Source organism: Caballeronia sp. LjRoot34 (assembly GCF_964253815.1).
Lineage (GTDB): Bacteria > Pseudomonadota > Gammaproteobacteria > Burkholderiales > Burkholderiaceae > Caballeronia.
This window is the reverse complement of the sequence record NZ_CAXUSB020000002.1, coordinates 387,802-412,086: the sequence shown is the minus strand read 5'-3', so window position 1 is coordinate 412,086 and position 24,285 is coordinate 387,802. Positions and strand designations below refer to the sequence as shown.

Genomic DNA, 24,285 nt, shown 5'->3' with positions numbered 1-24,285 from the left:
TCCACCCGCCACACAGCATTTAGAGGACCCGCGACATGTTGAATACCACCCGCCCGGACGCTGCGAAGCTGCATCAATTGCGCCATGACTTTCTTACTCTCAAGACCACGCAAAAACTGCGCAACCGCGAAGCGGCGCATGCACTCGGTATCAGCGAGGGCGAAGCGCTGGCCGCGTTCACCGGTGAACATGTGGTGCGGCTGGAACCGAGCTTTGTCGAGTTGTTCGAGCAGATGCCGCAACTCGGTGCCGTCATGGTACTGACTCGCAACGAAGCCGCTGTCCATGAGAAAGACGGCACGTTCGAAGACATGAGCCATGACGGTTCCGTCGGCCTAGTGCTGGGCAGCAAGATTGACCTGCGCGTGTTCTATCGGAACTGGGCGTCGGGTTTTGCCGTGCGTGAAGAAACATCGCACGGCCTGCAAAAGAGCCTGCAATTCTTCGATCCGCAAGGTCATGCCGTGCATAAGGTATTTCTGCGCGAGCATAGCAATCACGCAGCGTTCGATGCCTTGGTCGAACGCTGGCAGATGCGCGACCAGATACCTGGCCTGACGCTCGGCGAGATCGCGCCGCCGCCCGCGGTGCTGCCGGACAGTGACATCGACGTACCGGCCTTCCACACTGCATGGAATGCGATGACCGACACGCATCAGTTCTTCGGTATCCTGCGTAAGTTCAGCCTTGCGCGGACGCAGGCGTTGCGGCTGGCCGACCGGCGTTATGCGCAACCGGTCGGGGTAGACGCACTGCAGGGCCTGCTGGAAAGGGCCGCAGAGACCGAATTGCCGATCATGGTATTCGTGGGAAACCGCGGCATGATCCAGATCCATACGGGACCGGTCAAGACCATTCGCGCGATGGGGCCGTGGCTCAACGTGCTCGATCCGGATTTCAACCTGCATTTGCGCGCGGATCTCATCGCCAACGCATGGGTCGTGCGCAAGCCGACGAGCGACGGTATCGTCACATCGCTTGAATTGTTCGATGCCGATGGTGAAAACATCGCGATGCTGTTCGGTGCGCGCAAACCCGGCACGCCGGAACTCGAGGGCTGGCGTGAACTGATTGCAGGCATCGCTCCGTTGCAAAATGAGGTTTCGGCATGAACCGTGAACGCTTCAACGGCCAGCGTCGAAAGCTTCTCATAGGCGGCGGTGCAATGCTGGTAACGGGCGTGCTGCAGGGCCGTGCGCTGGCGCAGCCGCAACGACGGGTGATCGTCGTTGGCGGTGCGCTCGCGGAAGTCGTGTATGCGCTCGGCGCGCAAGCCGGTGCGCACGGAACACTGGTTGCAACCGATACCACCTGTACCTATCCCGCCGCCGCGCGCGAGTTGCCGAAGGTCGGTTATCAACGTGCGCTTTCGGCTGAAGGCTTGTTGTCGTTGCGACCCGACCTGATTCTCGCGTCCGCCGAAGCCGGGCCACCGGGCGTGCTGAGTCAGGTGCAGAAAGCGGGCGTGGAAGTGGTCTCATTTCCGGAGCGTCACGACGTGGACACCGTGCGCGGCAAGATCACGGGCATTGCCGGTGCACTCGATGCAACCACTGCCGGCAATGCGCTTCGGGCGCAATTCGATAACGAATGGCAGAGCGCACGTCGAGCGGTGGAGGCGTCGGCGCTCGGTCGAAGCGGGTCGCCGCCGCGCATCCTGTTCGTGCTGAATCACACGGGTAATCAGGCGCTGGCCGCGGGTCAGAACACGGCGGCCGACGCCATGCTCGCTTATGCCGGCGCACGGAACGCGATGCAGGGATTCAACGGTTATCGGCCGTTGTCGGCGGAAGCGTTGGTCAGCGCTGCGCCTGACATCGTGTTGATTACCGATGAAGGTTTGAGCGCAGTCGGCGGCCCAGCCGCGCTGCTCGCGAGCCCGGGTTTTGGTGCCACGCCCGCTGGCCGCGCGAAGCGCGTGGTCTCGCTCGACGCGCTATTCCTGCTCGGGTTCGGACCGCGTCTGCCAGCTGCCGTGACGGCACTCAACCAGCGTCTGGGGCAGGTCTGATGAACACCTCTGCCGCAGCGTCGGTCGCACCCATGGAGATGGTCGATCGCAGACGTCGCGTAGCAACGCTGATGCTAGCGGGGCTGGCAGTAGCCCTCTTCCTGGCGACGTTGGTTGCGATCTGCGTGGGTGCTTACCGCATGACACCGTCATTGGTCTGGTCGGCGCTGAGCGCAAATGGTGACTTGATCGCATCCGATCCCGCCCTCCAGCAGGCTCATGCTGTACTCCTTAACATACGGCTGCCGCGTGTGTTGCTGGCGCTGCTAGTGGGCGCGGGGTTCGGCGCGGCGGGCAGCGCATTGCAGGCGCTATTTCGCAACCCGCTCGCCGATCCGGGCCTGATCGGCATCTCGAGCGGTGCGGCACTCGGTGCATCGACGCTGATCGTGCTTGGGCCGTTGTTGGGCGGGTCCGTCGGAATGGTGAACCTCTACTTCCTGCCGATAGCCGCGTTCGCCGGTGCACTGGCGGTATCCGCGCTGGTCTATCGGCTCGCGGCGGCACGCGGGCGGCTCGCGTTGCCGCTTCTGCTGCTGGCGGGCATCGCGATCAATGCGCTCGTGGGCGCGGCGATCGGTCTGCTGACCTACATAGCCGACGACGCGCAATTGCGCTCGCTCACGTTCTGGAGCCTCGGCAGTCTTGGCGGTGCGCAGTGGCCCGTGCTCGGCGCGGTGCTGCCGTTCGTGTTGCTGGGCGTCGTGCTGATCGCGCGCCATTCGCACGCGTTAAATGCTCTGCAACTGGGCGAAACCGAAGCACAGCATCTCGGCGTGCCCACGCAAGCGGTCAAACGCACCATGCTGGTTGCGTCAGCGCTGAGCGTGGGCGCGTTGGTGTCTTGCACGGGCGTGATTGGCTTTATCGGGCTGGTCGCCCCGCATTGCGTGCGGCTTGCGTGCGGTTCGGATCAACGCGTGGTGATGCCCGGCGCGATGCTGCTGGGAGCCGTCCTTACCGTACTCGCTGATCTTGCCGCGCGGACCGTGGCCTCGCCCGCCGAAGTGCCGCTCGGCATCCTGACCGCGCTGCTCGGCGCGCCGATTTTCCTGATGCTGTTGTGGCGAAGTCGCAGCCAGCTCGGCCTGTAAGCGTTTGATATCGATGGAGAGCACCAACCGATGCTGATGACGAGCAACCTCTGCGTGGCACATGGCGCGACACCGATTTTGCGCGACCTCTCATTGACCATAAAACCGGGGACGCTGACCGCGCTGCTGGGGCGCAACGGTGCGGGTAAGAGCACCTTGCTCAAGGCGCTGGCCGGGGATTTCCAAACCAGCGGACCAGCGCGGGGGGCGCGTCATTGCGGCACGACCACGCTCAACGGCGAGCCGCTGGATACGATCTCGCCACGGCGGCTTGCGCTGCTGCGCGCGGTGCTTCCGCAAGCGTCGCAAGCGGCGTTTCCATTCAGCGTGGAGGAAATCGTGCTGCTCGGGCGATATCCGCATCTGCGTGGTGGTGTGCCGTCGCGCCATGACCGGGGCATTGTCGCCGATGCCTTGATGCTGGCCGGCGCCAATGACCTTGCGGGCCGCGAGATCACGACGCTTTCGGGCGGTGAGCTTGCGCGCGTGCAGTTCGCACGGGTGCTGGCGCAGCTATGGCCCGACGCGGCCAACGCGAATGGTTCGACCCATGCAACGCCGCGTTACCTTCTGCTCGATGAACCAACCGCCGCGCTCGATCTTGCGCATCAGCACCGGCTGCTGATGACGGTGCGCGACTTGACGCGGAACTGGCATATCGGCGCGCTGGCTATCGTGCATGATCCGAATCTCGCCGGGCGGCACGCCGATACCATTGCCCTGCTGGCTGACGGCGCGATCATCGCGCAAGGTGCATCACGGGAGGTGATGCGGCCCGATTTGATCGAGCGGTGTTATGGGTTTGCTGTTCGTATGCTCGATGGGGGACGGGATTACGCGCCCGTCGTGGTGCCGGTTTGAGATGCTTTTTTTGGGGGGTGGGGGTAGCGGGCGGGGTCGATGCTGGGTTTGGTCGGTTCTGGGGTTAGCGGTCGGGGTCGATGCCGGGTTGCTAGGCTCGGAGGTTAGCGGTCGGAGTCTATGCCGGGTTGCTGCTTTCAGCGTTAGTGGTCTGCGAGAGTCGGATTTTTTCTTTACCACTATTAGCCACTGTGCGTGGCGGCACGTCATTTCTTTGTCCAAAGCGACAAAGAAACGAAGCAAAGAAAACGCTTTTAAACCACGCTACCCTAAGTGTCCACAGCGTGCAGTTTTCATTCATGGGTGCCCCAAAAGCACGGTGCTCGCCAGAACCACGGATGTTTGAACCCCTCCTTCTCGCGAATCCTGACACGAACACGCTTCGCCCCGTACGCTCTCGGGCAAGCACCATTCGCCCGGCAACCCGCTCGACCCCACCCGCATTTAAGGCTTCGTTTCTTGGTAGGTTGGGTGAATGGCTTGCGCTGGAGGGCCCCCGTGACCAGCTTCGCCAATCACAGCCTGATGTGTATTTACCGCTTCAACCTTTGGCGAGTCGGCTGGTCGGTTGCATGGAATTCGTCGGTTACGGCCTCACGCATCCCGCGGCCTCGTTTCAACGTAGGTTGGCAAGGTAGTTGGTCGTGCATACAAATTGGTGGTCGGTCGTCCGCGGATAGCGCGGGGTGCCCCTTGGGCAGGTTCAATCACTGGTGGCGAAGCGTGTGGGTATCGGTGTTCGGAGAAGGAGGGTTTCACACATCCTTCGCTCTGGCGAGCACCGTGCTTTTGGGGCACCTATGAATCAAAACTGCACGCTGTGGACACTTAGGGTAGAGCGGTTAAAGCGTTTTCTTTGCTTCGTTTCTTTGTCGCTTTGGACAAAGAAATGACGTGCCGCCACGCACAGTGGCTAATAGTGATAAAGAGAATATCCGACTCTCGCAGACCACTAACGCTGAAAGCACCAACCCGGCATAGACTCCGACCGCTAACCCCAGAACCGACCAACCCTGCACTAACCCTGACCGCCCCCCCAGAACCGACCAACCCAGCACTGCCCCCGACCACTCCACCCCAAACCCCGTCCACCGGCGCGAGCGAAAATCAACCGCTCAAAACGGCCCAACCAACGGTCCAACCCCGTGCATCAGCAACGCCACCGCGTGCCGCGCAATCTGATCCCGCCTGGGCGCACGGCCCCCGCTCTCCTCAGCCCACGTATAAGTCACCGCCAACGGCAACAACGTCAATCCGAACAACGACACAAACAAGAGCGATGGCTCCAGGTGCGGGTTGAGCTTGCCCTCCTTCTGCCATTGCGCGATGCGTGCAATCGATGCCTTCTTATTCGCATCGCCGAAACGCTCGGCAATACGCTGGCGCAGCAACCCCCCTTCACTGATGACCTCGCGAACCCACAGCGTCGCAAACCACGGATGCCGCTCCGCCACCGCGACGAGACCCTCCGCGAACGCGCGCAACGCATCCGCCGGTTCCGCATCCGAGTCCGCGAACGCGCGGCCAAGCTCGGCACGCAACGGCACAAATCGCTCATCGATTAACACGTCCAGCAGTTGATCGCGCGTCTTGAAATAGTAATGGACCATGGCCGGCGTCACGCCCGCCTCGCGCGCGATCGCGCCGAGCGTGGTCTCCATGATTCCCTGGCGCGCAAATAAAACCAGCGCAACATCCAGCAGCAACGCCCGCGGCTCGCCGTGTTGCGCGCCAGTCGGCCGCCCGGGCCGGCGCCCAGCCTTTGGCGGCTCGGCGGGGACGGAAGGAACAGAATGGTCGGATGGAGCGGTTACATTTTTAGTCATAGTCGCAATTGACCCCGGGGACGGTGTCGCCTAATATTAACTCCAACATTAATTTATCTCATCGGGCGGCTGAATGGAATCCCTGCAACCCTCTGTCGCACTTCCCACCATTGAAGAGCGACCTCCAATCCGGCTGCTTTTCACGGCGCTGCTGCTCGTGATGCTGCTCGGCGCGCTCGACCAGACCATCGTTTCGACGGCGCTGCCCACTATCGTGGGCGAGCTGGGCGGGCTCGAAAGCCTGTCGTGGGTCGTGACGTCATACCTGCTGACGTCGACTATCGTGGTGCCGCTGTACGGCAAATTCGGCGATCTGTTCGGCCGCAAAGTCGTCATCCAGGCGTCAATCCTCATTTTTCTCGCCGGCTCGATCCTGTGCGGCGTCGCGCAGGACATGACCCAGTTGATCGTGTTACGCGCGTTGCAGGGGCTCGGCGGCGGCGGCTTGATGGTCGTGACCATGGCCGCCATCGCCGACGTCATTCCGCCCGCCGAACGCGGCCGCTACCAGGGCTTGTTCGGCGGCGTATTCGGACTCGCGACGGTGGTCGGACCACTACTGGGCGGGTTTATCGTCGAGCATCTTTCGTGGCGCTGGATCTTCTATATCAACGTGCCGCTGGGCGTGCTGGCGTTGATCGTGATCGGACTCGTGTTCAAACCGCATGTGGCGCATGTAAAACATAAAATCGATTACATGGGCGCCGCGTTTTTAGCCGCTTCGCTCACTTGTATCATCCTTTTTACCAGCCAGGGCGGCACGCTGCTGCCGTGGAGTTCGCCGCAGCTTTGGTTCACACTGGCGCTCGGACTTATTACGCTGGGCGGCTTTATCTACGAAGAACGGCTCGCGGATGAACCGATTATGCCGCTCGAGCTTTTCAGGGAGCGCACGTTCGTGCTGAGCGGGCTGATCGGTTTCATCATCGGATTTTCGCTGTTCGGCGCGATCACGTTCCTGCCGCTGTACCTGCAAGTGGCGAAGGGTTCAACACCCTCGCAAGCCGGCCTGCAAATCTTGCCGATGATGGCCGGCATACTGTCCACCTCCATCATCAGCGGCCGCTTGATCAGCAGAATCGGCAAATATCGCTGGTTCCCGATCTGCGGTACCGCGCTCGTGGCCTGCGGCATGTTCCTGCTGTCCACGCTGCAACTGGATACCCCGCTTCGCACCATGTACCTGTTCATGCTGCTGCTGGGACTTGGACTCGGCATGGTCATGCAGGTGCTGGTGCTCGCCGTGCAAAATGCGGTGCCGTTCAAGAACGTGGGCGTGGCGACATCCGGCGCGACACTATTCAGGTCGATTGGCGGTTCGGTGGGGGTAGCCACGTTCGGTGCAATCTTTACGAACAGTCTGCATTCGCGTCTGGCAGATGCCATGCCGCCGGGTGCGGAGTTACCGCGATCGATGGGACCCACGATGGTCCAGCATCTTCCCGCCGCTTTGCGCGATACCTATCTCAACGCGTTCTCGGGATCGATGCATCTCGTGTTTCTTGTGGCAGGTTCGGTCGTCCTGCTTGCGTTCGCGTTGTCCTGGTTGATGCAGGACCAGCCGCTTCGCAAGTAAGGGCGAGGACGGGGGGAATGAAGTGCGGCAGCGGCGCTTTGGTTTAAGCTGACGCACTTTAACTTTGGAACGTCCACGCAATGAAGCTTACGCACATAGTGATCGCCTCGACCCTCAGCGCCTTTGCTTTTATCTCGACCGCCGCATTGGCGGAGACTTATCACTTCGGCGAGGGACAGTCGTCGGTGTCGGGATCCGGCGGTGCTTCGCGGCACGCGCCGCCGCCCAAACATAAGAAGCACAAGCAGACGCGACATACTGCCGACAAGGGTGCGTATTCGCATCCGTAAGCGAAGAGCCTCCGTAGCGTCCGTCGCCGCCCGTCGCCGCCGTCTTCTTCGTCAAGCGGGTTTCATCGAGTCAGTAGCTGGCGAACGCCCAGCGCCACGATCAACCCGCCGCAGACCCGGTCGATCCATGCCCGATACCCACGGTAGCCTGACGCAATCCCCGCGTGTGAGAGGACGAGTGCGACGAAGCCGTACCACGTCGTTGCAACCAGAGCGACCATCGCAAGCATGGCCGCGAAGGTGACCGGCGACATATGCGCGGGCGTGGCGGAAGCAAAGATGGCGGCGAAAAACGCTACCGACTTCGGGTTCGTGATATTGGTCGCGAAGCCTTGCACGAATGCCTTGCGCAATCCGCCAGACACGCTCGCCGCAGCCATGCCCGACTCGCCGGCTCGCGCCTTGAAGATCAGCCGGCAGCCGAACCACATGAGATACGCCGCGCCGCCAATCTTGACGACCAGCGCCATCCACGGGAACGCAGCGAACACAATTCCGACGCCGAGAATGGCGCACGTCGCCCAGAACAGGCTGACCAGGACAATGCCCGCGACGACCGCCAGGGCCTCGGAACGCGTCGACGAAGCCGCCTTGTGCGCAACCGCGACAAAGTTCGGTCCGGGAATAACCACGCCCGCAATATAGACAGACAAAACAGCCAGGACTGCGGATGAATCGACCACGCCGTCACTCCTTCATAGGTCGACGCGCGGGAAGGCGGCGTCGCTTCACGCATTATCGCTGACGTCTGTTCTTGCGATTGTTCACCCCTACGCGCTGAATGGTCGCCTAGTGCGCAGCGGCTTGAATCATCGCTCGTCGCTCTTCTCTCAAACCCAGCTCCACTAATCAAAGCACATCGCGCACCCAATGTGAGCACGCCTGCCCGTGGCTGCACCATTTCCCGTCTTGAGCCTAAAGCCGGTCATATCTGAATTTTGTCCGTTATCGACCGCTTATACCAATACGGCCATAAGAGCGGGGCAATCGAGACAGAGCGCGTTTCACTCAAGCCGTCTGGCAAAACCGGGCCTGGTACTCGCTCTTTACAAGGCCAAATCCATCACGCCTTTGTCGAGATCAGCCATGCACCAAGCTCAATCCAATCCGCGACGCAAGATTCCCGTCACCGTGATTTCAGGCTTTCTAGGCGCCGGCAAGACCACGCTGGTCAATCACCTGATGCAGCACAGCACGGCCGGGCGCATCGGCGTTGTCGTGAACGAGTTCGGCGAGGTCGGTATCGACGGCCAGTTGATCGTCGCCGAAGCAGAGGCATTGATCGAAATCAACAACGGTTGTGTGTGCTGCACGGTGCGCGCCGACCTGGTGGCGAGCGTCAAGGAATTGCTGACGCGCACGCAAGGCAGCACGCACGAAAGGCTTGATCGCCTGATCGTCGAGACATCCGGACTCGCCGATCCTGCGCCGGTGTTGCAGACCTTCCTTGCGGACCCGGATTTGCGCGCAGCGGTCGAACTCGAAGCCGTGGTGACCGTTGTCGATGCACATCATTTCGCTCAACAACTCCAGGACGAGATCGTGCGCGAGCAGGTAGCGTTCGCTGATATCGTCGTCATCAACAAGGTCGATCTCATCGACGCTCACGCGCTGGATCAGCTCGAAACGCAGGTGCGTGCACTGAACCGGACCGCGGCCATCACCACTGCGAGCCATTCGCGAGTCCCAGCCGATTCGCTGCTTGGCGTACGGCGTTTTTCGTTGCCCGCGCTGCTTGAAATCGAGCCCGATCTGCTCGATGAAAATGCCCATGACCACGAGCACGATTCATCGATTCAATCGTGTGCGCTGGTCGAAAGCGGCGCCCTCGATCCGAATCGCTTCAATCGCTGGATCAACCAGCTGGTGCAGCAGTCCGGCCCGCAACTCATGCGGATGAAGGGCGTGCTGCACTTCCAGTCCGAGCCGCGGCAGTTCCATTTTCATAGCGTCCACATGCTGCTCGAAGCACGTCCCGGACGCGCGTGGCGCACCGATGAAACACGTGACAGCAAGTTCGTATTCATCGGCCGCGACCTCGACATACCGCGCCTGCGCGAAGCTTTCCTCGATTGCCTGCATCAGCCCTGAATCCCCACCCTCAAGGAGCCTGCAATGAAAAAGTCTGAAGCCTTTACCCTCAGCATCGGTGTGTTGGCCGTAGTCGATACCTACATCACCGCCACGGTATTTCCCGTCCCCGTCTGGGTGACATTTATCGCATGGGCATCGTTCTTCGTGGTCGGTGGCGGCTCGGCCGGATTCGTGCAAAGCGTTGCCTCGAATCTCACGGGCCTGGTGATTGCGTCGCTGTCGTTGCTGGCCATTGCAAGTTCGGCGCAGACGCCCGCCATCGCGGCAATTTGCGTGGGCGTCGGCAGTGCGGCAATGGTGCAGGCGTCGAAGGTCAAGTTGCTGAACGTGCTGCCGGCGGTCGTGTGGGGTTTTGCGTCGACCGTGGGTACGACGGTGGCCACCGGCCGAGCCATCACCACGGCCGGCATTCATAACCCCGCACTCGTTGCAGCGGCGGCGCTGATCACGGGCGCGCTGTTTGGGATCGTGTCCGAAGTCCTCGGCGACGCCCTGACCCGCAAACCCGAGCCGCAGCTCAACTGAACTTCAACTGAACTTCAACTGAACCTCAACTCACTTTCGTCCGGGAACATCGAATGAAACTACAGCACAACTTGGGTGGACTGGAAAATCTCGGTCCGGTAAATGTGGACACGCAAGTGTTCGTCGAGCCGTGGGAGAAACGCATCTTCGGCATCCATACGGTGATGATGGCCGAGAGCACGCATCTGGCCGATGCATTGCCGCGTTATCCCATGGCCGACCTGCCCACTACATTCAGGAATACATGGACCTGGGCGTCGTTGCGCACGGGTGCCGAAGGCATGCAGCCGTTCGAGTATTTCAAGTACCGCTATTACGAAAAATGGTTGATGGGCATCTCGCAGTTCTTTATCGACGAGGGATATCTGTCGGCTGATGAGCTCGACGAAAAGACCCGCCATTACCGCGCTGATCCGCAAGCGGCGCTTCCAGCCATGCCTAATCCCGTGGTTGCCGCGCAGATCAACGCGTACCTGGTCAACGGCGATTCCGGCTTTCACGCATTCGAACAGGCGCCGCGTTTTTCGAAGGGCGCGCCAGTGTGCGTGGCGGACCCCGATGCTGTCGAGCACACGCGCTTGCCCGGATATCTTCGTAACAAACGCGGCACGGTGGACCTTGTTTATCCCGGTGCATTTTCATATTTCGTTTCGACGGGACCTGATGGCATCGGTCAGGCCATGCCCGTGTATCGCGTGGCGTTCAATGCCGCCGACATCTGGGGCGAGGAGAAGAGCGAGCCCAATACGACCGTCTACGCCGATCTCTTCGACACCTATCTGCTTGCAGCCAACTGATCCATGCCAGGAACCACGACCATGAGCGACCTATTTAAATACGACGATGAGCGCGAAGCGGCCAGCGCCGCAAAAGTACGCGCTCTGGAAGCGCTGTTGATCGAGAAAGGCGTGCTGGGCAGCGACTCGGTGGATACCGTGCTCGGCCATTTCGAAACTGTGGCGGGCCCGTTCAACGGCGCGCGCATTGTCGCGCGCGCGTGGGTCGATCCCGCGTTCAAGCAGCTTTTGATCGAAGACACGCCCAGAGCCATCGCGACAATGGACTTGCCGCAAGGCATGGACGGCGCGGAAGGCGAACACATGGCCGCAGTCGCGAACGGCGACGGTGTGCATAACCTGATCATCTGTACGCTGTGCTCGTGTTATCCATGGCCGGTACTCGGTCTGCCGCCGTATTGGTACAAAGACCCCGTATTTCGCGCGCGCGGCGTGCGTGAACCGCGTGCGGTGCTGCGCGAATTCGGCGTGCCTGTAACGGCTGACACCGAGGTCAAGGTGTGGGACAGCAGTGCGCAGATTCGGTGGTTCGTCGTACCGGAACGTCCAGCGGGAACGGACGGCATGAGCGAAGAGGCACTGGCCGCACTCATCACGCCAGAGGCGATGATGGGCGTTGCGCTGGTGCCCCCGCCATCATCGATGTCACCGGCATCACCCACATCACTCGCCGCGGGCTGATCATGTTCACGCGCTTCGAGGAATACGCTGCATCAAGCATGCTGGGTCAACCCGATTCACCGCCGCGCAGCCAAGGCAAATTTCTCTTCGACAAACCTTGGGAACGCGATGTCTTCGGCCTCGCGCTGTCGTTATCGAAGGCCGGATATTTCGAATGGGAAGCCTTCCGGCAGAACCTGATCGAATCGATTGCCGAATGGGAGGACGGCTATTGCGCGGGCCAACCGCGCTGGGACTATTACGAACGTTTCTTTCTCGCGCTCAAGAAGACCCTGGTCGAAGCCGGCGTGCTGTCGGCGGCGGAAATAGCCGCTATCGACGCTGTAGCCGTCACCGCTCACGCTTGAACCGGGTCGTATTTTTCTCAATGTCCACCTGTCCGGGCTAACGCCCTTTGGAGATCCTTATGATCGACGCTGTTCTGGATTCAACCGTCATGCCGTTACCGCTTCCCGTTCGCGAGCTTATGCCGTGGATGATTTTCGGTGGCTTGCTGATGCTGCTCGCGATCTATTTCGTGGGTGCGGAAGAAGGCGCGACATCGCTGATTCCCGGCATGTACGTGCATGAATTTGTACACGATGGCCGGCACCTGCTCGGCTTCCCTTGCCATTGATCCGGAGACTCCCATGGTCGGCAAATTATTGGTGCGCGGCATGCTCGCGGGCATTGCAGCCGGACTGCTCACGTTCAGTTTTGCGAAAATAGTCGGCGAGCCTCGAGTCGATCAGGCGATTTCGTTCGAGGAAAAGGCGGATGCGGCAAAAGGCGAAGTGCCCGAACCGGAACTCGTCAGCCGTCACACGCAGGCAGGGCTCGGCTTGCTCACGGGCGTAATGGCTTACAGCGCGGCTATCGGCGGCCTGTTCGCACTGACCTTCTCGGCAATGGTCGGCCGGGTCGGCAAGCTCAGCGCCAATGCTTTGTCGGCGTGGCTGGCCATTGCGGGATTCATTGCTTTAGTGATCGTGCCGAACCTCAAGTACCCCGCCAATCCACCTTCGGTTGGAGACCCGGCGACCATAGGCTATCGCACCGGCCTGTATTTTCTGATGATCGTGATCTCGCTAGCCACCATGGTGTTTTCGCTAAAGATTCGCCGGGCGGCAATTGCCTACGTCGGATCATGGAATGCGTCCATTGCCGGCGCAGCGGTGTTTGTCGTGATCATTGCCGCCGTGCAGATTGGCATGCCGGCGATCAACGAGGTCCCAGCCGCTTTTCCTGCCGTGCTGCTCTGGAAATTCCGGGTTGCTGCCATCGGCATGCAAGTGATCATGTGGACCACGTTGGGTTTGCTGTTCGGCAACCTGGCACAGCGTAGCCTGCATGCCCGTTCCCGAACGGCGAATGGGCGTTCACTTCACCAAGCTGTCTAAGCACTTTGTTAAAACAGCGCGGCACGGCGCAATCCAAGTGCGCCGGGTCCGTGCTGATCAATTGGCGTCACGTCCCGCTGGTCATCGAAATTTTGCCAACTTAGAATAATTGTTCCTGGCGTCGCCCGGGGTCAGCCTGATTTCCGGCGTGGTTTCATCGCGTGAACGGGTGCCGCGCCGGCGCCAAGCTCCGCCTGCCCGGACCCCGAATTCATCGGACCCGCATATGCGCAAGATCACCGTCGCCATGGTGTTGTTTCCCGGCTTCCAGTTGCTCGATATCGCCGGGCCGAAAGATGCGTTCGCCGAGGTCCGTATCCTGAGCCAGGGGCAGTGTGAGTACGAAATGCTGACCGTTGGCACGACGCGCGGATCCGTGCTCTCGTCCAGCGGTTTGACGGTCGTGCCGGACAGGACGATCTTCGACCCCTGCCCTGAATTCGATACAGTGATCATCCCGGGCGGTCTCGGCATTTTTGAGGTCCTGGAAGACTCCACGCTCAGCGAATGGCTGCTGAAGCAACGTCGCATCAGCCGTCGTATTGCCGCCATTTGCAACGGAGTATTCGCCTTCGGTTCGGCCGGCATGATCGATCACAAGACCGTGACGACCCACTGGATGGATGCGGCAAGACTCGCCGCCATGTTTCCGAAAGCGAAAGTCGAACCGGATCAGATCTATGTGAAAGACGGCGGTCTTTACACGACCGCCGGCGTGACGGCGGGCATCGACCTCGCACTTGTCATGATCGAGGAAGATTTCGGCAGGAAGATGGCGCTGGACGTAGCGAAGTACCTGATTGTGTATGTGCGGCGCGCGGGTGGGCAATCGCAATTCAGTCCGCTCCTGGAAACGCAGGCTGCCGCCGATTCACAGATCCAGCCGGTTCAGCAGTACCTGCTCGATAATCTCCATCGGCCGCACACCGTGGCGTCTCTTGCGCAGCGGCTGAACATGAGCGCGCGCAACCTGTCCCGTGTCTTTAGCAAGGAGTGCGGCGTCAGCCTGATGACCTTTCTCAATGACGCACGCATCGATGCCGCCCGGCGATATCTGGAAAGCACCGACCATCCGGTTTCAAGCATCGCGCGCCGATGTGGATTCGAAAGCGCCGACACGCTCAGGCGAACCTTTAGCAAGCGTCTTCATATCAGCCCGATGGAATACCGGCAGCGTTTCCGTTCGAGCGATATGTCGAGTCCAGGAACCTTGCTTAGGCAGACCAAGGTTCCCGAAAAGGTTTGACTGTCGGCAGGCATGTGACTCGTCGACTACGCTGCGTGTCCGATCGCCCACTCCGTCACCATTGCACTCATTTCACGATAGCATGAGCTCCAGCCGATTAATGACAGGAGAGCATGTGCATGAGCTTCGACGAACGGATGCTGAACGGCATGGGCGTGTTGAGTGCGATCGTCGACAGCGGCAGTTTTGCCGCCGCCAGCGAAGCGCTGGATATGTCGCAATCCGGCGTGAGCCGCTCGGTGGCGCGACTCGAAGCCCGGCTGGGTATCCGGCTATTCGACCGTACTACGCGCTCAGTCAAGCTCACGGACGAAGGGCGGCGTTTCTACGAGCAGATCGTGCCGCTGCTAAGCGGACTTGAAGAAGCGGCGGCGTCCGCGTCGCAAGGAGCGACCGCGGTGCGCGGACGCTTGCGCGTGAATATCGATCCGTTCTTTTCGCGTCTGTTCCTTGGGCCTCGGCTTGGTGCGTTCGTCGAAAAATACCCCGAACTGCAACTCGACCTGATCACGCGCGATCAGCTTGGCGACATGGTCGCGGACGGTTTCGACCTCGCCGTTCGCTTTGGCCAGCCGCGTGAATCCACGCTGATCGCGCGCAAGTTGCTGGATACACGCGTCATTACCGTGGCGTCGCCGGGGTACATCAAGAAACATGGCCGCCCGCTCGTCCCGGCCGATCTCGAACGCGAGCCGCATACGTGCATCCATTTCCGCGATCCCGAAACCGGGCGCCCCTTCCAGTGGGAATTTCATCGCGGCAAGAAGAAAGTCCTTATTGCCGCCCGGGGACGCCTGAGCGCGAACGACGTCGGGACAATGCACGGCGTTTGTCTCGCAGGACACGGGGTCGCGCAAGTCCTCGCGCTTGGCGCCGAGCAATTGCTGGCCAGCGGCCGGTTGGTGGACCTGTTTCCCGATTGGCCCGACGAGACCTTTCCTCTCTATGCTGCCTATCCGTCGCGCCATCATCTGCCGGCCAAAGTGAGGGCGTTTTTCGACTTCATCGTTTCATTGACGGGCACGCCGATAGAAGACCTGACCTCGTAGCAGCCTGGCGTACGAGGTGTCGCTCAAGCAAAGGGCTTGCGATGCCTTGCCCACCGCACTCGCACTAGATGCGCTACGCACGTTTCATGACGAGACTCATCATCTGATTCACGAATCGGACTTACAATCGCGTTGCACGAAAATTGATTCAATTGCCTGCACAGGCTCAAATGCCTGACCGCACAAGGGTTGCAAGATTAGCTATCGGGATTTTCACCAACTCCCTTATTTTTTTGGCTTGGTAACCTGCTGCGGTTCTATTGCGGACACAATCCGCGGAATGCTCGCTGTCCGGTGCCGAGGGGCCTCACGCCGGACGAACCCGGGTACTGACCTATCCGGGATGTACTGACCACCTATGGAGTAAAAACAGTGAAAAAACTGCTCGCGGCTTTGACGATTTCCTTGCTCGCCGTCACATCGATCACTTCCGTCACCGCCAATGCGAAGGATTACTCGACCATCCGTTTCGGCGTCGATGCCTCTTACGCCCCGTTCGAATCGAAAGGTCCGGATGGCAAGCTGGTCGGCTTCGATATCGACCTCGGCAATGAAATCTGCGCGCGCCTGCATGCGAAGTGCGTATGGGTGGAAAACGATTTCGACGGCATGATCCCGGCCTTGAAGGCGAAGAAGTTCGACGGCGTGCTGTCGTCGATGTCCATGACGCCGCAACGCGCCGAACAGATTGCGTTCTCGAGCAAGCTGTTCAACACGCCGACCCGCCTGATCGCCAAGAAGGGCAGCGGCATCCTGCCGACAGCCGATGGCCTGAAGGGCAAGACGGTCGGTGTGGAACAAGGCACGATCCAGGAAACCTACGCCAAGACCTACTGGGCGCCGAAGGGTGTAACGGTTACGCCGTACCAGAACCAGGATGGCGTCTACGCCGACTTGCAAGCTGGACGCCTCGATGCAGCGCTGCAAGACGCCGTGCAAGCTGAAGTTGGCTTCCTGAAGACGCCGCGCGGTACGGGTTACGAGTTCGTGGGCAAGGATCTGGTCGATCCGACCATCCTTGGCAACGGCGCGGGTATCGGCCTGCGCAAGGAAGACACCGACCTGAAGGCACAGATCGACAAGGCAATTGCCTCGATCATCAAGGACGGCACGTACAAGAAGCTTGAGAAGAAGTACTTCGACTTCGACGTGTACGGCAGCTAAGCAGTCCCTGAACCTGTGTCCGGAACGCGTTCCGGACACAGGTTGAGCGCTTGAGAAAACGGGCTCCGCGACAAACGCGGAGCCCGTTTTGTTTTCGGCGTCTTTTTCTCCTGGCGCGGCAATGCTGTCGTTTTCAGCTAAGATCGTGCGTCTGGGGCAGGCGGCGCCGCAGCTACTCGCAGGTAATAACCGGCGCCACGGGCGCGCAGCAAAACCCGGTGGCCGTCGCGAACGTTCCGCCCCGCTCTCCTGAACACGCCGACACTTTTCCCAAGCGCGACGCGTATCCGAGCGCCGTGCACCGACAATCATGCAAACCAAAACGCACACCCTGATTTCGCCGTCTATCGGCACCACCCGCAATATCCTGAGCTTTCACTACGGCCCGGGCGGCGGCGAAAAGATCTATATCCAGTCCTCGCTGCATGCCGACGAACTTCCCGGCATGCTGGTCGCCTGGCGTCTGCGGCGCCTTCTGGCCGAGTTCGAAGCGGCAGGCAAGCTGCACGGCGAAGTGGTGATCGTGCCGGTATCGAACCCGATCGGGTTGAACCAGAACATGCATGGCACGTTGCTCGGGCGTTTCGAGCTGAACAGCGGCCACAACTTCAACCGCAATTTCCACGACCTGGCCGCGCTGATCGCACCGCGTATAGAAGGCCGGCTGTCTGGGGACAGCAATGCCAACAAGCTTGCTGTGCGCCGCGCGATGCGTGATGCATTGGACGAGCAAAAACCGCAAACCGAGCTCGAGTCGCAACGCCTTGCGTTGCAAAAGCTCTCTTACGATGCCGATGTCGTGCTCGACCTGCATTGTGACCTCGACGCGGCGCTCCACCTCTACACCAACCCCGATATCTGGGACGAAGTCGAGCCGCTTGCGCGATATCTGGATTCGAAGGCGTCGCTGCTGGCGTTGAATTCGGTGGGTAACCCGTTCGACGAGATTCACAGTTTCTGCTGGTCGGACCTGCGAGCCAGGTTTGGCGATCGTTTCCCGGTGCCCAATGGCGGCATTTCGGTGACGGTGGAACTGCGCAGCCAGCACGACGTGTCGTATGAATTCGCCGATGCTGACGCGCAGGGCATCATCAACTACCTGATGCATCGTGGCGTGATCGATGCGGCTGCGCCCGCCATGCCGGCGCTTTCCTATCCGGCTACGCCGCTTGCCGGCGCCGAACCTATTGTTGCGCCTGTGAGCGGCGTGCTGGTGTTTCGCGCGAAGGTCGGGGCATTGGTCAAGGCCGGCGATGCAATTGCCGATGTAGTCGATCCGCTGACCGATACCGTTACGCCTTTGAATTGCACGACCTCCGGCATGTTGTATGCGCGGCAGATTGCACGGTTTGCTACCGCGGGGATGGAGGTGGCTCGCGTCGCCAGTGCGACTGCATACAGGACAGGGTCGTTGTTGTCGGCATAGGGGTTGGAGCGCACCGCGTCCCCTGGAAAAGTAAAAGGGCTACCAACCTCGGTAGCCCCAAAAAATCCAACACCCCTTTAAAACCTTAAAAAACAGCAGCGGGTCCTGCGGCCACCCCATCGAATGATGGTCCTCGGGGCCACCGGTCCACTACCGCCTAAGCAGCCTGTGCAATCAGGCTTTCTGTGCGCGGCTGTAACATCGCCACGTGTTCGAGCACCGTCGGTTCCGGCACTTCGTTAGTCGATACCCTACTCAACTCCACCAGCGCGGTCTCAAGGCTCGCCTGACGGGCGGCCGCCGCTTTCTTGGTCTTCCCCGCGCGTGACGGCGGCTGGCAGGCCCCGCACACCACGTTTTCTTGCAAATCATGTTTGTGCGCAATGAACTTTCCAGTGCAGCGGCAGCATTTCGTGAGCTGCAGCATGCCCGCATCGAAAAAGCGCACAAGGGTCCAGGCCCGCGTTAAATCAAGTACCGCCTCGACATCGCTATTCCTGCAATGTTCGAGATACAACCGATACCCCTTCGTCAGAGCATCGAGGTGCGAGCAACCTGCTTCTTTCTTCAGGAACGCATACGTGTTGTAGAAGAGCGAAGCGTGGATGTTCGCGAGCCACGTCATATACCAGTCAGCCGAGAAAGGCAGCATGCCCTTCGGTGGCGATACGCCCTTCACCTCGCGATACAACCGGATCATCCGGTCACGCGACAGTGTCAGTTCACTTTCGAGCACCTGCATCCGCGCCCCGAGTTCGATCAATGCGATCGCGCGGAAAACTTCCAGTGCATCTTCGGTGAGGCTCTTCTTAAGCATGGCGCGCTCTCGTGCTTAGAGGAACTGTTCTGCTGGCTGGCCGGCCAGCAAGATGGCTGCGTGCGTCGGCGCGATATCCGCATGCTTCGCGGGCGACGTGAGTGCAGCCAGCATGGTGTGATCGTTGAAACGGAAAAAACACAGCAACTGGTCTGAAGCCGCCAGTTTGACAACCTGCGCGAGCGTCAGCCCGGACAGAAGGTCGGCGAGTTCCTTAGACAAACCCAGTCGAAACATCCCGATGGCACGGTCCTCTCGCAGCATGCGCTGCGCGAGCATGATGTACGACAAGTTGATTTCTCGAATCGAGTCCAGCGTTTCGCGACCGTTCATGATTTTCCTGCGTTCGATATAAACCCCGAGCACCCTGCCGGCATTCTTGCCGGCTATCTTTTTTGCCTAGCCAAACGTTTGTTCTGTCGGGCTACGTTTAAACTTTGTTTCACTGAGTTACATCTTGTAACAACACTGTGAAACGGATTGTAAGTACCACGCTGCGGGAAATCAAGAACATCTCAATAATAAATTTCCATAAAACAACAAAGAGAAACGGTAATTTTTTCCCGAGGATGTAACAGGAAAATGTGACCGGTTCATGGCAACTATTTTGAAGCGAAATGGGCCGGATCAATTGACAGAGGGTTTTCTTGACGATTGATTTCGTGGGGAAAAAACGGATGCGCGGAATAGTCGGTTGATATGCCCGATGAATTAACCGGATTGCGAGGAATGGCGGAGTTGTAACAGCCGGTCAGTGAACCTCCGGAATTGCGGCGCAGGAAAACCCTTGGATAAAAACTGTCACCCTGCTTACATTTTTGATGCGGAAATTTGACTAACGGAACGTCCGAATGACCGCCGGAAGGAATATGTTGCACCGAGTTGTAACAGCGTCTGCGGAAGCTATGAAGGCAAGTGTATCGATAGAAAATCCTTCTTCCGTGCCGCCGCTCGTCCCGTAGAGCGCTGATGCGGAGGACGGGCGGTGGGCTGCGGGTTTCGCGCCGCTAGTGTTGCGGTACGCCGTCGCGCCATTCGGCCCAGTGCGTTGCAATCTCCTGTACCAGCGGATTCCCCGCCCGATACAAATTGTCGATAGCCGGCGCGAAACCGCCCTGGGCGGCGTAATTGAGGAGATTATCGGAGGCGGATTGCCCGTCATGGGGCCGATCAAAATCCGAGCCTGAACGTAGGGCCGCGACCCGGTTCAAATCCACGCGATGCACGCTCGCCGCACGCGACAGTGCCTCGTAAGTCGCGTTGTCCTCCTGCTGCGTCGTGCAATACACGCCCTGGCCGTCAGTCACGAGCTTCGTCCAGTCGCGCGCCCGCTCGCCGATGACCTTGCCCGACCACCACGTATCACTCGCCAGCGTGTCGCACTGGATCACCTTGGGCGGCTGGTTCGCCGGCGCATAGCTGAACCTGGCGCGCGCGGCCTGCGCTTCGGGGTTGTCGGACATCACCACGTTCTTCGACAACGCATAGGCCGCATCGGCCAGATCCGGATTCAGCCGGAACACCTCGGTCTTGTAATCAAGCGGGGGGTTATCGGCCGGGCTTTTCGTATTGATGCCGAGATAACCGCTCGGCCAGCTATCGGGTTTTTCGCGCGCATCGAGCTCCCATTGGATACCGAAGTCGACGAGATACTTCGCCCACGCGGCGGACCCGAGCGTGCCTTGCATCGGGTCGATGCCCGCGATTCCCGCGATCATGAAATAGGTGCGGCGCAGATCTAATCTGTCGGAGAACGTGAGCGCCATCAGCGAAGCAGCCGCGTTCGCATGCCCCATGCCGGTGGTCATCACGCAGACCTCCTGGCGGTTGCAGTTCACAACGGGATAGTCCGGAGACAGACCAGCCACGCGAATGGCCTTCCAGGGCCCGAGCTTGTCGAGCCAGACCTGGGCCTCAGGGCCGAACATGGAAATGATCATGACCTTGACGGGCTGGCCGCGGCCACTGCCATTGGCGCTACGTTGGGAGCTATCCGGGCCCTGCGCAAACGTTGGCTCACACGCGCTGAACAAGAGCGTAGCCATCGCGGCCATCAAGCTCAACGCGGGGATTCGTGAGGGGATCTGAGTAGGAATCTGAGTAACGGTGCGAGTACGGCTACGGGTAGAACGAAGGAGCAGGCCGAGCGTGGAACGGACGATCGATTTCATCTGGGCGGCACCGTAAGTGGAAGGAGGACGCGAGGTGAAACACACGGGCAAGATGCCGGACGGGACAACACGCCCGTCTCGTCCGTGCCACCGCCGGACGACCGTGCGTGCGTGTGTTGAGCGCATTATAGAAGGACGAAGGACGCCGTTGTAAGCAGCATAAAATGTTCCGGTAACGGCCATCAAGCACTCGTCTTGCTGTTTCGCTTGCTCGTTGTTGAGTCCACTTCCCTGCAAGGCGCCCATGTCCGACACCGCCGCTTCACGAATGATCGATGCATTTCACGCCAGCCATGTCGAGGACCGCCAGCACGTCGAGATGTGGCTCGAGGCTACCGGCGACTGCGCCGTCGCGCTAGAGGCCCTGTGGTCCGAAGGAGAACACCATCGGGGACATGCACGCGTGGCCATGGACCGACTGGTCGCGCTGGCGGATAGACACGGGGTCATGCTTTCACTCGTGCCACGGCCACTCACGCAGAAAGGAGAAGGCCCCGCCGCGCCTTCCATCGATCACGCCGCACCCGACAGCGCCGCGCTCGAAGCATTTTATGGCCGGTCGGGCTTCGAACGCTCGGGCGGCAAGTTCGAAGGCTCGCCGGTGATGGTGCGCTCGCCGCGTTGATCGCCATTGGCGTTCGCATTCACGTTCACAGCCGTATCGGTTGTATCGGTTGAGCAATCGCCACGCTGATCTCCCTTGAAGGCTGCAGCCAGTTCACCCGCATCGCCGCCCTTCACGATCACGAAATTGCGCTGCGGATTCGCTATCTCAATGCCCCGTTCCGTGAAGCGGTCCACAATGCGCCGGTTGAATTCACGCTGCACGCCCCAGCGTGCGCTGTCGCGGCATTGGATCTGACCGGCGAGCGTGACGCTCGACCCATCTACCGCATCTACACCCCACAGGCTGAAGTCGGAGAGAATGCCGTCCTTGAACGCATCATCTTCACGCAGCGACGCCCCGATCTCGTTAAGCGTATCCGCCGCCAGGTTCACGTCCTGTCCAAGCGCGATGCTCACGCGTACCGCGGCGTTGCCAATGCCGCGATTCGTGTTGTTCACCGTCGATACCGAACTGAACGGCACCGTGAACAGCGAGCCGTCGCTGCCTCGCAAACGCACCGTGCGGATCGACAGATACTCGACTGTCCCGGAGACCCCCGCGAGCGTGACCGAGTCGCCGACCTGCATCGCGTTCTCCATCAACAGGAAGATGCCGGTGATCAGATCCTGCACGAGCTTTTGCGAACCGAAACCAAGCGCCACGCCGAAGATGCTCGCGCTCGCGAGCAGCGGCGCGGTGTTGACACCGATCTCGCTTAATCCCGTCATCACGACGACCATCGCGATCACGATAAAGAGCGCGCTGCGCATCATTGGCAGCAGCGTTCGAAGACGCGCGGCCCGCAAGCTGTCGCCACTCGTGGTCCACGTTTCCAGACGTTGCTCGACCATCACGTTCGCGCCTTCCCACACGATGACGGCGAACGCCGCGGCGACCCCGATGGTAATCAGCGCGGATGCAAGCCGATGGCCCACCCCGCCCGACGAGAACAGCGTCAGGACGTGAAGCCCCCAGACCTGCAGCAGCGTCAGCAAGGTAACCACGACGATAACCGTCCGCACGACACGCCGCAGCAGCGGGTAATAGCGGTAAGCGTGCCGATGCACGATCGACTTGTTCGACAGGTCCTCCTCGCCGCCGGCCGTATGGAAAATACGGCCGAGCGCACCGAACGCAACAATTGCGACCACGCGCGCCGCGACCAGCACGAGCACCGAGATGCCGAACAGATGAAACAATGTGCGATACCCGTTGCGTACATCGAGCGCCCAGACGAACCACAGCGCCAGCACGAAAAATACCGCGAGCCCGGCCCAGGCATCAGCAATCCAATTGCCCAGCAGTACGAATGATCGACGTCCCTTGACGCTCTCGCGAATCCAGACCGCAACCGGCACGCGGCATTTGAGGATCACGATAGCGATTAGCACGTGGACGACCAGCGCGACCACCTTCAGGATCGAGTCATGAGCGGTGTCGGTCATGCCCAGCGGCGCCGCCGCCTCAGCGAACGCCGAGCCCGCTCCCGCCACCCACACAAGCCGCACCAGCCAGCGTTGTGCGAAGCGGGCGGCGTCGTCGCTGATCTGGATCAGGCGCAGGCCCGGCGCGCGAGGCGCGATGAAGAACCCGCACGCGATCACAATGCCGCGGCACACCAGGTACGCGTCGATCAGCGCGCCGACGGAACGGCCTTGCGGCGTGCTGTCGTCGATGAAAACAGACATCAGCACAGTCGTGGCGATCACGAATACGAGCAGCGGCAGCAACGTGAGCAAGCTATGAAGAATGGCGCTTGGCAGCCGTTGCAACAAAGTCCAGTGCCGCGCTGCATGACGCACGCCGCGGGCGGTATCGGTCTTGTGCTCGGCGACCTCGATAGCCGCCTCGTTGCCCGAACGCTCGGCCACGGCTTCGGCGTGCACTGCCGCCTGCTCTTCCTTCGCCAGTTCCGGCTGGGCTGCATCGACATCCACGATCCCGCGGGCAGCGATCCGCTCGCGCGGCCGGCGCAGCCATCGCGAGCTCAGGTATTCCAGCAAGAGTGCGGGCAACAACGAGATCGAGATCGACCAGATCACCTGGCCGATCAGATCGCGGCCGCTGGCAGTGGCGGCGCGCTCGTGCCACCACTGCATGACCGAGCCGTAGTCGAGCAGCGCGGTTACGGAACGGCGCAGGCCGCTGCTGAGCTCCACGAGCCAGTAACCCGCCTCATGCGAGATCTGCGATGCCAGCCCGTTGCTCGTCAGCGACTTGGCCAGCACGCTCGCCGCGCCCGATGCACCGCTCGCAGCCGAAGCGGCCGCCGCCGGGGCCGAGCTGCCTGAGGCGGCCTGCACAGGCGTAGAGAGCGCTCCGGCAGCCGCGACGGCCCGTAGCGTGTCCTCGACCTGGCTGCGGCGTGCAGGGTCGTTGAGGACCGCCAGAGCGGCACGCGCCTGTTCGGGCGTCAGGGTGACGCCCGATGAGCCAAGGGCTGGACTGGCCGCGCCGGCGGCCGCATTCGCGGCAGATGCAAGCGTGCCGCTCAGAACGCTCAGGACAAAAAGAAAGACGACGAGAACAATTTTGCGCATAGGCGAGGATGACGAACTCGGTTAGGGAAACCGCCACGGATGCGCCCGGCCTGCGGCGCGATTGAACCTGCGGTGTTCACTCTCAAGCTGGAATGGTTCGTGCAACAAACATCAGATCAAAACTACGGGAT

General features: G+C 60.7%; 24 protein-coding genes. 18 read left to right on the top strand and 6 right to left on the bottom strand.

What is annotated here, in order from left to right; all coding sequences use genetic code 11:
• The first annotated feature begins 35 nt into the window (after nt 1-35).
• The 4 genes from ACSQ36_RS21330 to ACSQ36_RS21315 are packed head-to-tail and all read left to right on the top strand — an operon-like array spanning nt 36 to nt 3,966.
• The gene (locus ACSQ36_RS21330; RefSeq protein ID WP_436183472.1) at nt 36-1,112 is read left to right on the top strand and encodes a hemin-degrading factor; all 1,077 of its coding nucleotides are present in this window, start codon (nt 36-38) and stop codon (nt 1,110-1,112) included.
• A complete protein-coding gene (locus ACSQ36_RS21325; RefSeq protein ID WP_436183471.1) occupies nt 1,109-2,011 on the top strand; it encodes a heme/hemin ABC transporter substrate-binding protein in 903 nt (300 codons plus the stop codon). Before ACSQ36_RS21330 ends, ACSQ36_RS21325 begins: the two co-directional genes overlap by 4 nt.
• The gene (locus tag ACSQ36_RS21320) at nt 2,011-3,105 is read left to right on the top strand and encodes a FecCD family ABC transporter permease (RefSeq protein WP_436183470.1); all 1,095 of its coding nucleotides are present in this window, start codon (nt 2,011-2,013) and stop codon (nt 3,103-3,105) included. The genes ACSQ36_RS21325 and ACSQ36_RS21320 overlap by 1 nt, the downstream gene beginning before the upstream one ends.
• 30 nt (nt 3,106-3,135) lie before the next feature.
• Complete coding sequence (locus tag ACSQ36_RS21315) at nt 3,136-3,966, top strand: heme ABC transporter ATP-binding protein (RefSeq protein WP_436183469.1); 831 nt, start codon at nt 3,136-3,138, stop codon at nt 3,964-3,966.
• Between the two features lie 1,115 nt (nt 3,967-5,081).
• Here ACSQ36_RS21315 and ACSQ36_RS21310 read toward each other — a convergent pair.
• Nucleotides 5,082-5,792 (bottom strand): TetR/AcrR family transcriptional regulator, encoded by a 711-nt coding sequence (locus tag ACSQ36_RS21310; protein WP_213764434.1) that lies wholly within the window; start codon nt 5,790-5,792, stop codon nt 5,082-5,084.
• A gap of 73 nt (nt 5,793-5,865) precedes the next feature.
• Here ACSQ36_RS21310 and ACSQ36_RS21305 point away from each other — a divergent pair, with 73 nt between their 5' ends.
• Nucleotides 5,866-7,368: an MDR family MFS transporter gene (locus ACSQ36_RS21305; RefSeq protein WP_436183468.1), complete on the top strand. Its 1,503-nt coding sequence runs from the start codon at nt 5,866-5,868 to the stop codon at nt 7,366-7,368.
• Between the two features lie 80 nt (nt 7,369-7,448).
• Nucleotides 7,449-7,658, top strand: a complete 210-nt coding sequence (locus ACSQ36_RS21300) for a hypothetical protein (protein WP_213764432.1) — start codon at nt 7,449-7,451, stop codon at nt 7,656-7,658.
• 62 nt (nt 7,659-7,720) lie between these two features.
• Here ACSQ36_RS21300 and ACSQ36_RS21295 read toward each other — a convergent pair whose 3' ends face one another.
• On the bottom strand, nt 7,721-8,341 hold the full coding sequence (locus tag ACSQ36_RS21295) for a LysE family translocator (RefSeq protein WP_213764431.1): 621 nt from the start codon (nt 8,339-8,341) through the stop codon (nt 7,721-7,723).
• A gap of 403 nt (nt 8,342-8,744) precedes the next feature.
• Here ACSQ36_RS21295 and ACSQ36_RS21290 point away from each other — a divergent pair, with 403 nt between their 5' ends.
• From ACSQ36_RS21290 to ACSQ36_RS21240, 11 genes are all read left to right on the top strand, one after another.
• A complete protein-coding gene (locus ACSQ36_RS21290) occupies nt 8,745-9,749 on the top strand; it encodes a CobW family GTP-binding protein (protein ID WP_436183467.1) in 1,005 nt (334 codons plus the stop codon).
• A 24-nt stretch (nt 9,750-9,773) separates the two neighbouring features.
• Entirely contained in the window at nt 9,774-10,277 is a 504-nt protein-coding gene (locus ACSQ36_RS21285; protein WP_213764429.1) for a DUF1097 domain-containing protein, read from the top strand.
• Nucleotides 10,278-10,330: 53 nt separating this feature from the next.
• A complete protein-coding gene (gene nthB, locus ACSQ36_RS21280) occupies nt 10,331-11,074 on the top strand; it encodes a nitrile hydratase subunit beta (RefSeq protein WP_436183466.1) in 744 nt (247 codons plus the stop codon).
• Between the two features lie 21 nt (nt 11,075-11,095).
• Nucleotides 11,096-11,755 carry a nitrile hydratase subunit alpha gene (gene nthA / locus ACSQ36_RS21275; RefSeq protein ID WP_436183465.1) on the top strand — a complete coding sequence of 220 codons (660 nt, stop codon included), beginning with the start codon at nt 11,096-11,098 and terminating at the stop codon, nt 11,753-11,755.
• Nucleotides 11,756-11,757: 2 nt separating this feature from the next.
• On the top strand, nt 11,758-12,102 hold the full coding sequence (locus ACSQ36_RS21270) for a nitrile hydratase accessory protein (protein ID WP_436183464.1): 345 nt from the start codon (nt 11,758-11,760) through the stop codon (nt 12,100-12,102).
• 59 nt (nt 12,103-12,161) lie between these two features.
• Nucleotides 12,162-12,371, top strand: a complete 210-nt coding sequence (locus ACSQ36_RS21265; RefSeq protein WP_213764425.1) for a CbtB domain-containing protein — start codon at nt 12,162-12,164, stop codon at nt 12,369-12,371.
• A 13-nt stretch (nt 12,372-12,384) separates the two neighbouring features.
• A complete protein-coding gene (locus ACSQ36_RS21260) occupies nt 12,385-13,134 on the top strand; it encodes a CbtA family protein (RefSeq protein ID WP_436183463.1) in 750 nt (249 codons plus the stop codon).
• 226 nt (nt 13,135-13,360) lie between these two features.
• On the top strand, nt 13,361-14,380 hold the full coding sequence (locus ACSQ36_RS21255; protein ID WP_213764423.1) for a GlxA family transcriptional regulator: 1,020 nt from the start codon (nt 13,361-13,363) through the stop codon (nt 14,378-14,380).
• 119 nt (nt 14,381-14,499) lie between these two features.
• Nucleotides 14,500-15,429 (top strand): LysR family transcriptional regulator, encoded by a 930-nt coding sequence (locus ACSQ36_RS21250; RefSeq protein ID WP_436183462.1) that lies wholly within the window; start codon nt 14,500-14,502, stop codon nt 15,427-15,429.
• Nucleotides 15,430-15,801: 372 nt separating this feature from the next.
• Nucleotides 15,802-16,593 (top strand): ABC transporter substrate-binding protein, encoded by a 792-nt coding sequence (locus tag ACSQ36_RS21245; protein ID WP_213764421.1) that lies wholly within the window; start codon nt 15,802-15,804, stop codon nt 16,591-16,593.
• 310 nt (nt 16,594-16,903) lie between these two features.
• A complete protein-coding gene (locus tag ACSQ36_RS21240) occupies nt 16,904-18,019 on the top strand; it encodes a succinylglutamate desuccinylase (protein WP_436183461.1) in 1,116 nt (371 codons plus the stop codon).
• A gap of 157 nt (nt 18,020-18,176) precedes the next feature.
• Here ACSQ36_RS21240 and flhC read toward each other — a convergent pair whose 3' ends face one another.
• The 3 genes from flhC to ACSQ36_RS21225 form a co-directional block, all read right to left on the bottom strand.
• Nucleotides 18,177-18,836, bottom strand: a complete 660-nt coding sequence (gene flhC / locus ACSQ36_RS21235) for a flagellar transcriptional regulator FlhC (protein WP_213764419.1) — start codon at nt 18,834-18,836, stop codon at nt 18,177-18,179.
• Between the two features lie 15 nt (nt 18,837-18,851).
• Nucleotides 18,852-19,169 carry a flagellar transcriptional regulator FlhD gene (flhD, locus tag ACSQ36_RS21230; RefSeq protein ID WP_047845882.1) on the bottom strand — a complete coding sequence of 106 codons (318 nt, stop codon included), beginning with the start codon at nt 19,167-19,169 and terminating at the stop codon, nt 18,852-18,854.
• 674 nt (nt 19,170-19,843) lie between these two features.
• Nucleotides 19,844-20,890 carry a purine-nucleoside phosphorylase gene (locus tag ACSQ36_RS21225; protein ID WP_436184907.1) on the bottom strand — a complete coding sequence of 349 codons (1,047 nt, stop codon included), beginning with the start codon at nt 20,888-20,890 and terminating at the stop codon, nt 19,844-19,846.
• A gap of 361 nt (nt 20,891-21,251) precedes the next feature.
• On the opposite strand from ACSQ36_RS21225, the gene ACSQ36_RS21220 reads away from it, so the two are divergent.
• On the top strand, nt 21,252-21,632 hold the full coding sequence (locus ACSQ36_RS21220) for a hypothetical protein (protein ID WP_436183460.1): 381 nt from the start codon (nt 21,252-21,254) through the stop codon (nt 21,630-21,632).
• On the opposite strand, the gene ACSQ36_RS21215 is transcribed toward ACSQ36_RS21220, so the two are convergent.
• The gene (locus ACSQ36_RS21215; protein ID WP_436183459.1) at nt 21,557-24,154 is read right to left on the bottom strand and encodes a mechanosensitive ion channel family protein; all 2,598 of its coding nucleotides are present in this window, start codon (nt 24,152-24,154) and stop codon (nt 21,557-21,559) included. The two genes, ACSQ36_RS21220 and ACSQ36_RS21215, sit on opposite strands and share 76 nt — an antisense overlap.
• Nucleotides 24,155-24,285 lie beyond the last annotated feature (131 nt).

Excerpts from the sequence above, each read along its gene's own strand:
- ACSQ36_RS21330 (WP_436183472.1), top strand. The coding sequence starts at position 36 with ATGTTGAATACCACCCGCCCGGACGCTGCGAAGCTGCATCAATTGCGC.
- ACSQ36_RS21325 (WP_436183471.1), top strand. The coding sequence starts at position 1,109 with ATGAACCGTGAACGCTTCAACGGCCAGCGTCGAAAGCTTCTCATAGGC.
- ACSQ36_RS21320 (WP_436183470.1), top strand. The coding sequence starts at position 2,011 with ATGAACACCTCTGCCGCAGCGTCGGTCGCACCCATGGAGATGGTCGAT.
- ACSQ36_RS21315 (WP_436183469.1), top strand. The coding sequence starts at position 3,136 with ATGCTGATGACGAGCAACCTCTGCGTGGCACATGGCGCGACACCGATT.
- ACSQ36_RS21310 (WP_213764434.1), bottom strand. The coding sequence starts at position 5,792 with ATGACTAAAAATGTAACCGCTCCATCCGACCATTCTGTTCCTTCCGTC.
- ACSQ36_RS21305 (WP_436183468.1), top strand. The coding sequence starts at position 5,866 with ATGGAATCCCTGCAACCCTCTGTCGCACTTCCCACCATTGAAGAGCGA.
- ACSQ36_RS21300 (WP_213764432.1), top strand. The coding sequence starts at position 7,449 with ATGAAGCTTACGCACATAGTGATCGCCTCGACCCTCAGCGCCTTTGCT.
- ACSQ36_RS21290 (WP_436183467.1), top strand. The coding sequence starts at position 8,745 with ATGCACCAAGCTCAATCCAATCCGCGACGCAAGATTCCCGTCACCGTG.
- ACSQ36_RS21285 (WP_213764429.1), top strand. The coding sequence starts at position 9,774 with ATGAAAAAGTCTGAAGCCTTTACCCTCAGCATCGGTGTGTTGGCCGTA.
- nthB (WP_436183466.1), top strand. The coding sequence starts at position 10,331 with ATGAAACTACAGCACAACTTGGGTGGACTGGAAAATCTCGGTCCGGTA.
- nthA (WP_436183465.1), top strand. The coding sequence starts at position 11,096 with ATGAGCGACCTATTTAAATACGACGATGAGCGCGAAGCGGCCAGCGCC.
- ACSQ36_RS21270 (WP_436183464.1), top strand. The coding sequence starts at position 11,758 with ATGTTCACGCGCTTCGAGGAATACGCTGCATCAAGCATGCTGGGTCAA.
- ACSQ36_RS21265 (WP_213764425.1), top strand. The coding sequence starts at position 12,162 with ATGATCGACGCTGTTCTGGATTCAACCGTCATGCCGTTACCGCTTCCC.
- ACSQ36_RS21260 (WP_436183463.1), top strand. The coding sequence starts at position 12,385 with ATGGTCGGCAAATTATTGGTGCGCGGCATGCTCGCGGGCATTGCAGCC.
- ACSQ36_RS21255 (WP_213764423.1), top strand. The coding sequence starts at position 13,361 with ATGCGCAAGATCACCGTCGCCATGGTGTTGTTTCCCGGCTTCCAGTTG.
- ACSQ36_RS21250 (WP_436183462.1), top strand. The coding sequence starts at position 14,500 with ATGAGCTTCGACGAACGGATGCTGAACGGCATGGGCGTGTTGAGTGCG.
- ACSQ36_RS21240 (WP_436183461.1), top strand. The coding sequence starts at position 16,904 with ATGCAAACCAAAACGCACACCCTGATTTCGCCGTCTATCGGCACCACC.
- flhC (WP_213764419.1), bottom strand. The coding sequence starts at position 18,836 with ATGCTTAAGAAGAGCCTCACCGAAGATGCACTGGAAGTTTTCCGCGCG.
- flhD (WP_047845882.1), bottom strand. The coding sequence starts at position 19,169 with ATGAACGGTCGCGAAACGCTGGACTCGATTCGAGAAATCAACTTGTCG.
- ACSQ36_RS21225 (WP_436184907.1), bottom strand. The coding sequence starts at position 20,890 with ATGGCCGCGATGGCTACGCTCTTGTTCAGCGCGTGTGAGCCAACGTTT.
- ACSQ36_RS21220 (WP_436183460.1), top strand. The coding sequence starts at position 21,252 with ATGTCCGACACCGCCGCTTCACGAATGATCGATGCATTTCACGCCAGC.
- ACSQ36_RS21215 (WP_436183459.1), bottom strand. The coding sequence starts at position 24,154 with ATGCGCAAAATTGTTCTCGTCGTCTTTCTTTTTGTCCTGAGCGTTCTG.